General features: G+C 42.4%; 18 protein-coding genes. 1 reads left to right on the top strand and 17 read right to left on the bottom strand.

Annotated features, from left to right (window positions below):
• The 15 genes from rpmC to D464_RS0110580 form a co-directional block, all read right to left on the bottom strand.
• A complete protein-coding gene (gene rpmC / locus D464_RS0110510) occupies positions 1-195 on the bottom strand; it encodes a 50S ribosomal protein L29 (RefSeq protein ID WP_018911355.1) in 195 nt (64 codons plus the stop codon).
• A gap of 5 nt (positions 196-200) precedes the next feature.
• Positions 201-629, bottom strand: coding sequence for a 50S ribosomal protein L16 (gene rplP, locus D464_RS0110515; protein WP_004361613.1), 429 nt, complete (start codon positions 627-629; stop codon positions 201-203).
• Between the two features lie 14 nt (positions 630-643).
• Positions 644-1,372 (bottom strand): 30S ribosomal protein S3, encoded by a 729-nt coding sequence (rpsC, locus tag D464_RS0110520; RefSeq protein WP_004352815.1) that lies wholly within the window; start codon positions 1,370-1,372, stop codon positions 644-646.
• 8 nt (positions 1,373-1,380) lie between these two features.
• Positions 1,381-1,794 carry a 50S ribosomal protein L22 gene (rplV, locus tag D464_RS0110525; protein ID WP_004383898.1) on the bottom strand — a complete coding sequence of 138 codons (414 nt, stop codon included), beginning with the start codon at positions 1,792-1,794 and terminating at the stop codon, positions 1,381-1,383.
• 36 nt (positions 1,795-1,830) lie between these two features.
• A complete protein-coding gene (gene rpsS / locus D464_RS0110530; RefSeq protein ID WP_004361611.1) occupies positions 1,831-2,100 on the bottom strand; it encodes a 30S ribosomal protein S19 in 270 nt (89 codons plus the stop codon).
• A gap of 22 nt (positions 2,101-2,122) precedes the next feature.
• A complete protein-coding gene (rplB, locus tag D464_RS0110535; protein WP_018911356.1) occupies positions 2,123-2,950 on the bottom strand; it encodes a 50S ribosomal protein L2 in 828 nt (275 codons plus the stop codon).
• Between the two features lie 7 nt (positions 2,951-2,957).
• On the bottom strand, positions 2,958-3,302 hold the full coding sequence (rplW, locus tag D464_RS0110540) for a 50S ribosomal protein L23 (protein ID WP_009012400.1): 345 nt from the start codon (positions 3,300-3,302) through the stop codon (positions 2,958-2,960).
• 22 nt (positions 3,303-3,324) lie between these two features.
• Positions 3,325-3,954, bottom strand: a complete 630-nt coding sequence (gene rplD, locus D464_RS0110545; protein WP_018911357.1) for a 50S ribosomal protein L4 — start codon at positions 3,952-3,954, stop codon at positions 3,325-3,327.
• On the bottom strand, positions 3,954-4,568 hold the full coding sequence (rplC, locus tag D464_RS0110550) for a 50S ribosomal protein L3 (RefSeq protein ID WP_009435213.1): 615 nt from the start codon (positions 4,566-4,568) through the stop codon (positions 3,954-3,956). The genes rplD and rplC overlap by 1 nt, the downstream gene beginning before the upstream one ends.
• Positions 4,569-4,639: 71 nt before the next feature.
• A complete protein-coding gene (gene rpsJ, locus D464_RS0110555; protein ID WP_004352787.1) occupies positions 4,640-4,945 on the bottom strand; it encodes a 30S ribosomal protein S10 in 306 nt (101 codons plus the stop codon).
• Between the two features lie 84 nt (positions 4,946-5,029).
• On the bottom strand, positions 5,030-7,147 hold the full coding sequence (fusA, locus tag D464_RS0110560) for an elongation factor G (protein ID WP_018911358.1): 2,118 nt from the start codon (positions 7,145-7,147) through the stop codon (positions 5,030-5,032).
• Between the two features lie 28 nt (positions 7,148-7,175).
• Entirely contained in the window at positions 7,176-7,652 is a 477-nt protein-coding gene (rpsG, locus tag D464_RS0110565; RefSeq protein ID WP_008821977.1) for a 30S ribosomal protein S7, read from the bottom strand.
• Between the two features lie 219 nt (positions 7,653-7,871).
• Entirely contained in the window at positions 7,872-8,255 is a 384-nt protein-coding gene (rpsL, locus tag D464_RS0110570) for a 30S ribosomal protein S12 (protein WP_004335835.1), read from the bottom strand.
• Between the two features lie 214 nt (positions 8,256-8,469).
• Complete coding sequence (locus D464_RS0110575) at positions 8,470-8,856, bottom strand: DUF1634 domain-containing protein (protein ID WP_018911359.1); 387 nt, start codon at positions 8,854-8,856, stop codon at positions 8,470-8,472.
• 1 nt (position 8,857) lies between these two features.
• On the bottom strand, positions 8,858-9,694 hold the full coding sequence (locus D464_RS0110580) for a sulfite exporter TauE/SafE family protein (protein ID WP_018911360.1): 837 nt from the start codon (positions 9,692-9,694) through the stop codon (positions 8,858-8,860).
• Between the two features lie 228 nt (positions 9,695-9,922).
• Here D464_RS0110580 and D464_RS0110585 point away from each other — a divergent pair, with 228 nt between their 5' ends.
• A complete protein-coding gene (locus D464_RS0110585) occupies positions 9,923-11,995 on the top strand; it encodes an LTA synthase family protein (protein WP_018911361.1) in 2,073 nt (690 codons plus the stop codon).
• A 110-nt stretch (positions 11,996-12,105) separates the two neighbouring features.
• On the opposite strand, the gene D464_RS0110590 is transcribed toward D464_RS0110585, so the two are convergent.
• Together D464_RS0110590 and D464_RS0110595 are read right to left on the bottom strand one after the other, a co-directional pair.
• Positions 12,106-12,438, bottom strand: coding sequence for a DUF3467 domain-containing protein (locus D464_RS0110590; RefSeq protein WP_018911362.1), 333 nt, complete (start codon positions 12,436-12,438; stop codon positions 12,106-12,108).
• A 116-nt stretch (positions 12,439-12,554) separates the two neighbouring features.
• Positions 12,555-13,937 carry an MFS transporter gene (locus D464_RS0110595; protein ID WP_018911363.1) on the bottom strand — a complete coding sequence of 461 codons (1,383 nt, stop codon included), beginning with the start codon at positions 13,935-13,937 and terminating at the stop codon, positions 12,555-12,557.
• Positions 13,938-14,475 lie beyond the last annotated feature (538 nt).

Raw genomic sequence — 14,475 nt, forward strand, 5'->3', positions numbered from 1 at the left:
TTATTTATTAAGTTCTCTCTGAGAAAGTTCTGTTTTCATACGTGCAATATCACGACGAGCGGTCTTAATCTGAGATGGATTCTCAAGTGGAGTAATCTGATGATTCAGCTTCATCTTAGCAAGAGCTGTCTCAGCATTTTCAATCTTCTCAACCAAATCCTTGGTCTCGAGTTCTTTTACTTCTTTAATCTTCATCTTTCTTAAGCGTTTTTATCGAAATCACGTCTAACAATAAACTTTGTCTTTACAGGCAGCTTCTGTGCAGCGAGACGAAGAGCCTCCTTTGCAATATCAAAGCTTACGCCCTCTACTTCAAAGAGAACACGACCTGGAGTAACTGGTGCAACCCATCCTGCTGGATCACCCTTACCTTTACCCATACGAACATCGGCAGGCTTACGAGTGATTGGCTTATCAGGGAAGATGCGAATCCAGACTTGGCCCTGACGGTTCATATAGCGGTTTACTGCTATACGAGCGGCCTCAATCTGACGGCTGTCGATCCACTTAGCCTCAAGTGTCTTGATGCCGAATGAGCCGAAAGCCAGCTGTGTACCTCTGTGGGCGTTGCCTTTATTGCCACGTCCGTCTTGAGGTCTTCTATATTTTACTCTTTTTGGCTGTAACATGATAGCTTCTTCTTTTAACGGTTATTGTTTCTTCTACGATTACCTCTTCCAGAACGGCCACCATTGTTAGAACGGCCATTGCTCTTCTCTTGAGTAAAGTTAGGTGTAAGATCAACCTTGTTGTAAACTTCACCACGGCAAATCCATACCTTGATACCCAACAGACCCACCTTAGTAAGGGCTTCTGTCTGACAATAATCGATGTCTGCACGGAATGTATGCAGAGGAGTACGACCCTCTTTGAACATTTCCTTACGAGCCATTTCGGCACCATTCAGACGACCTGTAATTTGAACTTTGATACCCTCAGCACCAGCACGCATAGTGTTAGCAACTGCCATCTTGATAGCACGACGATAAGCAATCTTACCCTCTACCTGGCGAGCAATATTGTTACCAACGATGTTTGCATCAAGTTCAGGTTTCTTAACCTCGAAGATATTAATCTGAATCTCCTTCTTGAAAAGGTTCTTCAACTCTTCTTTAAGCTTATCAACATCCTGACCACCTTTACCGATAACGATACCCGGACGAGCGGTGCAAATAGTAATGGTGACGAGCTTCAATGTGCGCTCAATGACAATACGGGAAACGCTTGCTTTTTCCAAACGCTTGTTCAGGTAAGTACGAATCTTGCGATCCTCTACGAGATTATCCCCGAAATTCTTGCCACCGAACCAATTTGACTCCCAACCGCGGATGATACCAAGACGGTTGCTAATTGGATTAACTTTCTGTCCCATTCTACTATTTATTTATCATCATTATTAGCGTCATTCTTTGAATCAACGAAAAGAGTGACGTGGTTAGAACGTTTGCGGATTCTGTAGCCACGACCCTGTGGTGCAGGACGCATGCGCTTCATTGTAACACCTTCATCTACGAAGATCTTAGAGATAAAAAGTTCACCGTCTTCAGCCTTGCGGTCATTCTTTGTCTCCCAGTTGTTAATAGCAGAACGCAGAAGTTTCTCAACATTCTGGGCAGCTGCCTTCTTGGAGAATCTCAGTACGCCAAGGGCACGATTGACTTCCATACCACGAACCATATCTACAACATAGCGCATCTTACGTGGAGAAGAAGGACAGTCCTTGAGCTTTGCAAAATACTGGCTTCTCAAAGCTTCTTTACGAGCTTCAGCCTTTATATGTTTTCTTGCTCCCATTATATTTTTCTATTTTCTAAATGGATTATGACCTGCTTACCTCTTATTATTACCAGAGTGACCTCCGAAACGGCGTGTAGGGCTGAACTCACCGAGCTTATGACCTACCATGTTCTCAGTAATGTAAACAGGGATAAATTTATTTCCGTTATGAACTGCAACAGTGTGACCCACAAAATCAGGGGAAATCATTGATGCTCTAGCCCATGTCTTTACTACATTCTGCTTACCACTCTCATTCATAGCAAGAATCTTCTTCTCGAGTGATACGTTGATGTATGGACCTTTTTTTAATGAACGACTCATAATTTACTCTTAATTACTTTGATTACTTCTTGTTAGCTCTCTCAATAATGTACTTGTTTGAAAGCTTCTTAGGTGCACGAGTCTTAAGACCCTTAGCGTACAAGCCCTTACGTGAACGTGGATGACCACCAGACTGGCGACCTTCACCACCACCCATTGGGTGATCAACAGGGTTCATAACAACACCACGGTTGTGAGGACGACGACCCAGCCAACGAGAGCGACCAGCCTTACCAGACTGCTCAAGAGCGTGGTCAGAGTTACCTACACTACCTACAGTTGCCTTACAAGCTGACAAGATCTGGCGTGTTTCACCAGAAGGGAGCTTGATAACACAATAACTGCCTTCACGAGAAGTAAGCTGAGCAAAATTACCAGCCGAACGAACGAGCAATGCACCCTGACCTGGACGTAACTCAATATTATGAATTACAGTACCAACAGGAATGTTAGCCAAAGGAAGGGCGTTACCAACCTCAGGTGCTGCCTCAGCACCTGACATTAGTGTTGCACCAACCTGCAGTCCGTTAGGAGCAATAATGTAACGTTTTTCACCATCAGCATAGTATAACAGCGCAATACGAGCTGATCTGTTAGGATCATACTCGATTGTTTTCACTACAGCTGGAACACCATCTTTCTCTCGCTTGAAGTCGATAAGACGATACTTCTTCTTGTGACCACCGCCTATATAGCGGACAGTCATCTTACCGGTGTTGTTTCGACCACCGGTAGAATGTTTACCGTAAACGAGAGACTTCTCTGGCACGGATGCAGTAATATCCTCGAACGTGCCAATAACCTTGTGTCTTTGTCCCGGTGTAACCGGGTTTAATTTACGTACTGCCATTTTTTATTTAAATATTGCTATAAAAATCGATTGAATCGCCATTCTTCAAAGTGACGATAGCCTTCTTGAATGCGTTCTTCTGTCCTTTCACAAGACCTGCCTTGGTATAACGTGCTTGACGCTTACCTGCGTAACGAACGGTATTCACATCTACTACTGTAACGTTGTACAAAGCCTCAACTTCTTTCTTAATCTCAAGCTTGTTGGCCTCAGGCTTAACGATGAAACCATACTTTGGCTGTGCCAAAATAGTTCTCTTCTCACCCTTGTGCTTTACAACCTTATCCTCAGAAGACTTGTCTGTCAACTTGGTCATCTTTTCAGTGACCACTGGTTTAATGATAAATCCCATAATTCTTCTTGTCTCCTAGTTATTACTTGGTTAAGATTTCGTCAATAACCTTCAGAGAGTTTTCTGTAATAACTACTACATCAGCATTCAAAACTTTGTATGAATTTACCTGTGAAGCAGTCATAACCTCAGTCTTCTGCAGATTACGAGCTGACAAATATACGTTTTTCTCTACTTCTGGCAAAACGAGAAGGACTTTCTTGCTATCAACTTTAAGATTTTTCACAATATTTACGAAATCTTTAGTCTTTGGAGCATCAAGATTGAAATTTTCTACTACAACAATAGCATTATCCTGTGCCTTATAAGCCAATGCAGACTTACGAGCAAGAACCTTTACCTTCTTATTCAGCTTGAAGCTGTAATCGCGTGGCTTAGGACCGAATACACGACCACCACCTACGAGGACTGGAGAATTGATATCACCACGACGAGCACCGCCGCCGCCCTTCTGACGACCCAACTTACGAGTAGAACCAGCGTGCTCACTTCTTTCCTTTGACTTAGCTGTACCCTGACGCTGATCAGCGAGATACTGCTTAACTGCGAGATAGAGGACGTGATCGTTAGGCTCAATTCCGAAGATATTCTCGTTAAGAGTTACCTTACGGCCGGTCTCCTGACCTTTGATATCTAATACGTTAATATCCATTACTTCTTAATTATTACGGTTGAACCATTACATCCAGCAACACTACCCTTAACAAGGATAAGATTGTGCTCTGGAATAACCTTTAACACCTGAAGGTTCTGAGTAGTTACTCTGTCGCCTCCCATCTGACCTCCCATGCGCATGCCCTTGAAGACCTTAGCTGGGTAAGAACAAGCACCAATAGAACCCGGCTTACGAGCGCGGTCATCCTGACCATGAGTAGACTGACCTACACCACCGAATCCGTGACGCTTTACAACACCTTGGAAACCTTTACCCTTAGATGTACCTACAACGTCTACAAACTTAACATCATTGAACAATTCAACAGTAATAGTGTCACCGAGGTTATATTCCTCGTCAAACTTGAACTCGGCCAAGTGCTTCTTTGGTGTTGTGCCGGCTTTCTTAAAGTGTCCCTGCTGTGGCTTAGAAGTTCTCTTCTCTTTAGCCTCGCCGAAACCTAACTGAACAGCCTTGTAACCATCCTTTTCTACGGTTTTAACCTGGGTTACAACACAAGGACCAGCTTCGATAACAGTGCACGGTACATTCTTACCGTCGGCACTGAAAACGGATGTCATTCCGATTTTCTTTCCTAATAATCCTGGCATTTCAATTAATGATTTTAAAATGAATGTAAATGCTTTTTGTATTAATTTGTTTCTTATTTGTCAACAGATGACTACACCTTGATTTCAACCTCAACACCTGAAGGCAACTCAAGCTTCATCAAAGCATCAACAGTCTTTGCTGTAGAGCTGTAAATATCGATGAGACGCTTGAAATCTGAGAGCTGGAACTGCTCACGTGACTTCTTGTTAACGAATGTTGAGCGGTTTACAGTGTAAATACGCTTGTGTGTTGGCAATGGAATAGGACCACTAACAATAGCACCTGTTGCCTTTACAGCCTTCACAATCTTCTCTGCTGACTTGTCAACCAACTGGTGGTCGTAAGACTTCAGCTTAATACGAATCTTCTGACTCATGTGTAATTTATTTTTACTATTATATACATAAAGGTTGCTCCTCATAAGAGTCATTCGCTATGAGAGAGCACTTCCTTATATTATTTACTTAACGAGATCTGAATTACCCTTCAACTCATCAAGAATCTCCTTTGCAAGAGAGCTTGATACTGGTGAGTGGTGATCATACTCCATAGAAGAAGTAGCACGACCTGATGTAATTGTACGGAGAGCGGTTACGTAACCGAACATCTCAGACAATGGAACCATAGCCTTAACGATACGTGCACCACTACGAGCCTCATCCATACCCTGTACAAGACCACGACGCTTGTTCAAGTCACCGATAACATCACCCATGTTCTCTTCTGGAGTAACAACCTCTACTTTCATGATAGGCTCCATAAGAACAGGACCAGCCTTAGGACAAAGCACCTTAAATGCCTGATGTGCTACAAGCTCGAATGACAACTGGTCAGAGTCAACTGGGTGGAAAGAACCATCAGTCAAAGTAACCTTAAGACCAGTCATTGGGAAGCCACCGAGTACACCATTATTCAAGCAGTCCTTGAATCCTTTCTCAACTGAAGGGATGAACTCCTTAGGTACGTTACCACCCTTAACAACATTGATGAACTGTAAATCACCCTCGGTGTAATCTTCGTCCTTAGGCTCGATTGTAACATCGATACAAGCGAACTTACCACGACCACCAGACTGTTTCTTATAAGTCTCACGACTCTGAGCAGCCTTAGTAATAGCCTCCTTGTAGTTAACTTGTGGTTTACCTTGATTACACTCTACCTTAAACTCACGTTTCAAACGGTCAATAATGATATCCAAGTGAAGCTCACCCATACCAGAGATAATTGTCTGACCACTCTGCTCGTCAGTACGAACGGTGAATGTTGGATCCTCTTCTGCAAGTTTCGCAAGACCATTATCAAGTTTAGCAACATCTGCCTGACTCTTTGGCTCTACAGCAATAGAGATTACGGTATCAGGGAAAGTCATAGACTCCAATACGATTGGGGCATTCTCATCACAGAGAGTATCACCTGTACGAATATCCTTGAAACCTACACCAGCACCGATATCACCAGCATCAATTGACTCCATAGGGATTTCCTTATTAGAGTTCATCTGGAACAAACGGCTGATACGCTCCTTCTTGCCAGAACGTGGGTTGTAAACATAAGAACCTGCAACAACCTTACCTGAATAGACACGGAAGAATACCAAGCGACCCATAAATGGATCAGTAGCAATCTTAAATGCCAATGCAGCTGTTGGGTCATTCTCGCTAGGTTTACGATCCTCTTCCTCCTCAGTATCAGGATTCGTACCTACAATAGCTGGTGTATCCAATGGAGAAGGCAAGAATGCACAAACATAATCAAGAAGTGGCTGAACACCCTTATTCTTGTAAGAAGAACCGAGGAGCATTGGGCAACATTCCATTGCAATACAGCCTTTACGTATTGCAGCGATAATCTTATCCTCTGGGATATCCTGACCTTCAAGATACATCTCCATCAGCTCATCGTCAAAGTTAGCTGCACCCTCTAGCAACTTATCACGCCACTCAGCAGCCTCATCAACGAGATCAGCAGGAATCTCCTCGACATCGTATTCTGCCCCCATAGTCTCATCGTGCCACAAGATAGCTTTCATCTTGATAAGGTCAACAACACCTTTGAAGTTTTCCTCAGCACCTATAGGAATCTGAATAGCGATAGGATTTGCACCAAGAATATATTTCATCTGCTGCACTGTCTCATAGAAGTCTGCACCAGAGCGATCCATCTTGTTTACATAACCAATACGTGGGACATTGTACTTATCAGCCTGACGCCATACAGTCTCAGACTGAGGCTGTACACCATCAGCAGCAGAATAAGTAGCAACAGCACCATCAAGAACACGGAGTGAACGCTCTACCTCAGCAGTAAAGTCAACGTGTCCCGGAGTATCAATCAAGTTAATCTTATAAGACTTTCCAAGGTAGTTCCAGTTACATGTTGTAGCAGCAGATGTAATTGTGATACCACGCTCCTGCTCCTGTGCCATCCAGTCCATAGTAGCAGCACCATCATGTACCTCACCAATCTTGTGAGTCTTACCTGTATAAAATAGAATACGTTCAGATGTGGTCGTCTTACCGGCGTCAATGTGTGCCATAATACCGATATTACGAGTCAAATGTAAATCGTGATTTGCCATTTCCTTTTACCTTATTATAATAACTTGATTAGAATCTGAAGTGAGCAAATGCACGATTAGCCTCAGCCATGCGGTGCATATCTTCCTTACGCTTATAAGCACCACCCTGGTTATTGAAAGCATCCATAATCTCAGATGCAAGCTTATCAGCCATACTCTTACCACCACGCTTACGTGCAAAGGCAATCATATTCTTCATTGAAACACTCTCCTTACGATCAGGGCGAATCTCTGTTGGTACCTGGAATGTAGCACCACCAATACGGCGGCTCTTTACCTCTACCTGCGGAGTGATGTTATCAAGAGCCTGCTTCCACACCTCAAGTGGAGACTTCTCCTCATCCTTCATCTTACCGCCTACAATATCAAGGGCTGCGTAGAAGATTTCGTATGAGGTATTCTTCTTACCATCATACATCAAGTGATTTACGAACTTTGACACCTTCTGATCATTGAACTTTGGATCTGGAAGGATTACACGCTTCTTTGGTTTTGCTTTTCTCATTTTTAATTTTAAACTTTAATTCTGCGGAGGCTGTCGTCTTTCGTTCTTCAACACCCTCTCTTGGGCATTTACTCAACCTTTGTGATTACAAATCTCCAGCAAAACTGTTTGTTTTTAGTTTCTTCTTTTAAAGTGCCTTGGAGCATCGACCATCACCGGCCGTTGCACCTCGGCTTTATGGATTGAAGTTTCTTTTGCTGCCTTTAGGCAACACAGATATTACTTCTTAGCTGCCTTTGGACGCTTAGCACCGTACTTAGAACGACGCTGTGTGCGATTGGCAACACCTGCGGTATCAAGAGTACCACGAACGATGTGATAACGTACACCAGGAAGGTCCTTAACACGACCACCACGAACGAGAACAATACTGTGCTCCTGCAAGTTGTGACCCTCTCCTGGGATGTAAGAGTTTACTTCCTTCTGGTTGGTCAAACGAACACGGGCAACCTTACGCATTGCCGAATTAGGCTTCTTAGGAGTTGTAGTGTAAACACGAACACAAACGCCACGACGCTGTGGACAATTGTCCAAAGCTGGAGACTTGCTCTTGTCTACAATGTCCTTTCTGCCTTTTCTTACTAATTGTGAAATAGTAGGCATGATTTTTCTTTTTTGTTGTTATATATTTATTTTGTTTATTTTCAATCCATTACACATGCAGACGAATGCTTCTTAAAGAATGCTATCCGCTCTGTGATTTCGGAGTGCAAAGGTACAAAGTTTCCTTTAAATGACCTAATAATAAGAAAAGGAATAAATTAGGAGAGCAACTCTATTAACAATAAATAACCTTTTACTTATTATTTAACATCGATTATCCAACACCTACAAGGGAGTTCATGATAATAACAAAAAGAACTATACCTGTTATGACTACATAAAGCCAGTCGCGCTGAATACTAAAATCAACCAACGAGAGCATGACACGCATTACTGGTGTAAGCATAAGGACAATAACTCCCAATTGTACCCAACCTACAGCTGAGAACGATAGAACCGACTTAAAGATTCCCTCAAACGTGGTATAACTAATATCTCCCTTACGGAATACACTATAATCGGGCAAGGTTGAATCAGAAGAAGTAACAAGATACCAAATACCTCCTATCAAGGCAATGAGACATGCTGTAAAGACTCCAATGCGCAAAGTATTGCCAATCAGAGCATTCATATTATTCTTTGAGTTTGAACTACTTTCCATTTCAGAACTTTCCTATTATACCATTATATATCATATTTAAAGCAGCCAACAAAATAGCCACAGCAAAAATCTTTCTCAATAGCCTTACATCTAAACGCTTCAGTAACTTTGCACCACTCATAGCACCGGCTAACACACCAACCATTATCGGAAAGGCAATACCTGGTTCAATATATCCACGCTGAAGATAAACAACAGCAGACGTTACTGCTGTAACACCAATCATAAAATTACTTGTAGTTGTACTTACCTTAAACGGGACTTTCATGCATCCATCCATTGCCAATACTTTTAATGCGCCACTACCAATACCTAATAGTCCAGATAAAGCACCAGCAAGAACCATTACAGAGAAACCTCCTGTTACATTGGTCAACTCATACTTCTGCTGTTTACCATCTTTAGTAGGATAAGAACCGAACAGTTTTAGTTTCATAGCCAACCGACTCCCTTTCACATCCACATAATCGATCTTCTGGCGAAACTGCAATGCTATAGTAAGGAGTAAGACCGCACCGAATACAATAGCTATGGCATTCGTCGGCATCCATAAAGCTACTGCGGCACCCAAGACAGCACCTATACTCGTTGCTATTTCAAGAAACATACCCAAACGAATGTTTGTCATACCTTCTTTTACATACGCACTCGCCGACCCCGAAGATGTCGCAATAGAAGCTACTAAAGCTGCCCCAATGGCATAATGAAAGTCAATGCCAAAACATAAGGTAAGAAGAGGAATAACAATAACACCTCCACCTAATCCAGTCAAGGAACCCAGCAAACCTGCACAATAGGCACCTAACAATAAAAGAATAGTAAATACAATAATACTCATTGAGATTTAATTTTGAATGCAAAAGTAAGCAAATACTTCGAAAGTAGATAGCCTCTTTTTTAAAATTAAGTTGAACCTTATCTAAAAACAAAGAAATACCATTGACAAATAGAAGCACATTTATCATTCTAAGGATCTAACATTCTCAAACACGCGAGCGCAATTACTGCCTAAAATATGTCTGGACCTCATCTATAATTATTAACTTTGCCGAAAAATAAGCAAACGATGGACAAAAGAACAAATGTAATTACCAAGAATCCTATTAATTTCATTGGAACACGATTTTTAAAACTGTATCTACTCATTGGATTCATCCTAAGAATTATCTTAATGTGGAATGTCCCCGAAGATTCTTCTTTCTCTTTCTGGGAGATAATCAGATTCTTAAGTGTTGGCTTCGTAACAGATATTTGTATGGCAATTTTGCTTGCCTTACCATTACAGATTATAAACCTTGGGCTAAATGAAGCTAAATATCATCGCGTCACAGGATGGATTATTGAACTTCTACTAGCTATCGCCTTTGCCTACGTATTATTCTTCCATACCATCTTCCACGAATACGGAGGCGGCGCACCAAAGATTGCACGAATATTTCTCGGATGGAAACTATTTAGTTTCTCCTTACGCTTTTTCATTCCAAGAACAAGAGAAACATGGCGTAAGGTTTCCCTCTATACAACTTGGGCTGTATATGTTTTCTTATTACTTTGCGTCACAGCAGGAGAATACATCTTCTGGGGAGAGTTTGGCGTAAGATATAATTTCATTGCAGTAGACTATCTCGTCTACACTCACGAAGTTATTGGGAACATCATGGAATCCTATTCTATTGTTCCGTTGATTGGCATTACATTACTCTTAACAGCTGCAATTATCTTCCTTCAATCGCGACATTACAAGCTAAAGGTTACTCATCTTTACAATGCGAAGAAGTTTCTTATACACCTTTCTATATATATGGTCTTAGCAATAAGCTCATATTTTATCTTACAAGGCACCCATGCTCTACAAAGTAACAATCAATACGTTACTCAACTTGAACAAAACGGAGCCTGCGACTTTGTCATTGCTTTCCAAAGTAACAAGTTAGAGTATGATAAGTTCTATACCATGTTACCCAAACAACAATGTGTGTCTCTGTATCGTCAACTAAGTGGACTTAATAATGAGGGAAAGAAGACGATTGGAGAGTCCCTTGCGCCACAACGCCCTAACATCGTCTTAATAACAGTAGAAAGCCTAAGTGCTGATTTCCTTACGCGATATGGAAATAAAGAGAACCTTACCCCACAACTTGACAAGCTCATGCAAGGGAGTATTGTCTTTGACAGTCTATACGCAGCAGGAAACAGAACTGTTAGAGGATTAGAAGCATTATCTCTTTGCATTCCACCGAGTGCAGGAGAAAGCATCATCAAGCGAAAGGCTAACCGAATGGAGAACTTATCAATAGGTCGTATCCTTGCCCACTTGGGGTACAAATCGCAATTCATCTATGGCGGAGATAGTTATTTCGATAACATGGGCGACTTCTTCAGTCATAATGGCTACGAAGTAATAGACCGAAAGGACATACCGAACAATCAAGTAACATTCGCAAACATTTGGGGTGTCTGTGATGAAGATATCTTCAACAAGAGCTTACAAGTATTCGATAAGAACTATCAGTCGAAGCATCCTTTCTTCGCACAGATTATGACCACGAGCAACCATCGCCCTTACACCTATCCCAGTGGCAGAATTAAAGTAGACGGTGACCCTAACACAAGAGAAGCCGCCGTGAAATATACAGACTACGCAATCGGTAAATTCATTAATGACGCCCGAAAGAAAGCATGGTTCCAGAATACCGTATTCATAGTTATTGCTGATCACTGTGCATCCAGTGCCGGGAAAACATCACTTCCTATAGACCGCTACCATATTCCATGCCTCGTCTATGCGCCAGCTATTCTCCAACCAAGAAAGATTGAAACTATATGCTCGCAGATTGATGTCATGCCTACCCTACTTTCTCTCCTCAAGTTACGTTGCACAGTAAGTTTCACAGGACAAGACATCCTCGCACCAACCTATCATCCCCGTGCATTCATGGCAACTTACCAAGACCTTGGGTATCTTGAAAGTAACCGACTAACTGTTTTATCTCCAGTCCGCAATATACGACAATACATCGTTCGTCCATTACACGATGGTACATTTGAAGAGCAACCTACAAAGCAGATGAATCAAGAACTCGTCCGCAAAGCGCAGGCTTACTACCAATACACAAACTTATACGTGAAAGCACAATAGCTTAATCAAAGTAGTGAACTTGTAACATGCCTACAAGCCCCTCTGAAACAGAAAGTCGCCCCCAACAATATGGAGGCGACTTTCAAGTATTTTAATCTTAAAGGAATTACTTATGCTTCAACCTTACCATTGCCGAATGGAGCGATGGTGCGTGGTCCCTGCTCTTTTGGTTCGTGGCGGTCAATCTTACCAAACTCTTTCTCGTAGCGTACTACATTATCCTGCAAAGCTGCAAGAAGACGAAGAGCATGCTCTGGAGCGATGATAACACGGCTCGTAACTGTAGCCTTTGGAACACCAGGAAGAAGTGTAGCAAAGTCGAGCACGAACTCTGAACTAGAGTGAGAGATTATCTGGAAGTTTGTATAAACACCACTAGCGATTTCTGGTGAGAGATCAATCTGCAACTGCTGTCCCTCTTGATTCTGATTGTTATTGTCCATTTTTATTAAAAGATTTAGATAAATAATCTGTTTGTATTGCTTGAATAATCCGAACAAGGCGAAGCGTTATCTACGACCTCTTTGCCCCATGCGGTCTAGCTTATGCAAAGGAAATACTAATTGGCAATTATTTTGCCTGCCTCGGGCTCCATCTTTCCATATCCAATCAGCGCTATAAGTCCCACGATAGCGATCAATACAAATGATAGCTGATAATGTGCAAGCGAATGAGGATTGGCAGAGGTGGATGCTACAAATCTCAATGCCAATGCACCTAGACCGATACCCAATCCGGAGGCGAGCTGAAGGGTAGTGCTGTAAAGCGTATTGGCTGAAGACATCATTTGTTGGGGTACGTCCATGTATGCCACCGTGTGAAGAGTGCTTAACTGTACCGAGCGGAAACAGCCCATCAAAAAGAGGCATATGATGATGGCGAAGACGGGTGAAGAGGCCTTGAACAGTGCGCAGGCAGCTGTTGACAGCGAAAGCAACAGTGCGTTAAGGAACAGGATATACTTGATGCGCCAATGATGCATCATCCATACGGTGAAAGGTTTGGTGGTGAGATTGCCCAGCATTAGCGAGAGTAGTAGCAAGCCGGAATGAAAGGCATTGAAATGTAGACCGTCTTGAAACAGTAACGGCAGCAGGAACGGGGCTGCACCGATAACCATCATCGACAGTGTGCCATAGATAATCGTTACCGAATAAGTGGGCACGCGCATTACGGAATAGTCTATCAGCGGCAATGAGGCGTGCAGCGAATGGCGTATACCGAAAGCAAAGAGTAGTATACAGAGAAACAGCAGAATGAGGGGGCGCACGAAACTGGAAGCGTTGTTTCCCAACAGTTCAAGGCTGTACATCATGCCCGAAAGCGACAAGGCACTCAACAAGAAGTCAGATATGTCTAATTTACCCCGCTGTCTGTCTCCCGGCTGTTTAGGAATATATCTTATTGCCAGGACAAAGACGAGTAGCCCTACCGGAACATTCAGGAAGAATATCCAGTGCCACGAGAAGTAAGTGGCAAGAAATCCGCCTATGGGAGGACCGACAACGGGTGCAATAAGCCCTGGAGTGGTTATCCATGCGATGGCATTCACCAAATCGCGCTTGTCGCAGTTTTTTAATACAGCCAATCGCCCTACGGGCACCATTAGTGATCCGGCCATGCCTTGTATGAAACGTACAAAGGCAAACTGCGTCAGACTGTTACAGAGAGAGCACAGGACGGACGTGCCGATAAATCCTAGAACTGCATAGGCGAACACCGAACGCGTGCCATACCTGTCGGCAATCCAACCGCTTACAGGGATAAATACCGCCAGCGAAATCATATAGGACGTAATCCCGATGCTCATCCTGCCACTTTCCACACCGAAGTCTAAGGCCATTAATGGCAGAGCTGTCACCAAGGCGGTCGAGTCAATGTATTCCATGAAGAAAGCCACAGCTACGAGAGCTATGACAATCCGTGAGATATACTTTTTCATTTCCTTGCCTCTTTGTAAATTGCAATGCAAAGGTAATACATTCATTGCACTTACCAAAATCTTAACGCAATAGTTTTACACCAACACACGGAACCAATCACAAACCAATAGGTCAAAATAAAGATTCAACCTTGTCTCCGCATCATTTATACCTATTATAATTACATTTCTAACCTATTCCAATTTAAATTAACCCTGTTCGCACTCTTTGTCTAATAGGTTTCTGCATTCTTTCTCACCAGTTCCCCATTTCTTTCTCATGCTTCTTGCGTCTTTTTTATCCGTATCTTTTATCAGGCTATCCTGATCAAATTTCAATTTCAGCGTAGTGAAAAAACAATTTCAGCATAGTGAAAGAACAATTTCAGCGTAGTGAAAATATTCTTTCACTATGCTGAAATTATAATTTAGTACGTATAAAAAAGCAGGGGAAACTTCTGCCGTAACTCCTATTGCCGATTTTTTTGCATACAGTTTACCAGTGCGAAACAACCCTTAACTAAGAAAAAGGGATTCACAGCATAATGCCATGAATCCC

The sequence above is a fragment of the Prevotella veroralis DSM 19559 = JCM 6290 genome, assembly GCF_000377625.1.
GTDB classification, from domain to species: domain Bacteria; phylum Bacteroidota; class Bacteroidia; order Bacteroidales; family Bacteroidaceae; genus Prevotella; species Prevotella veroralis.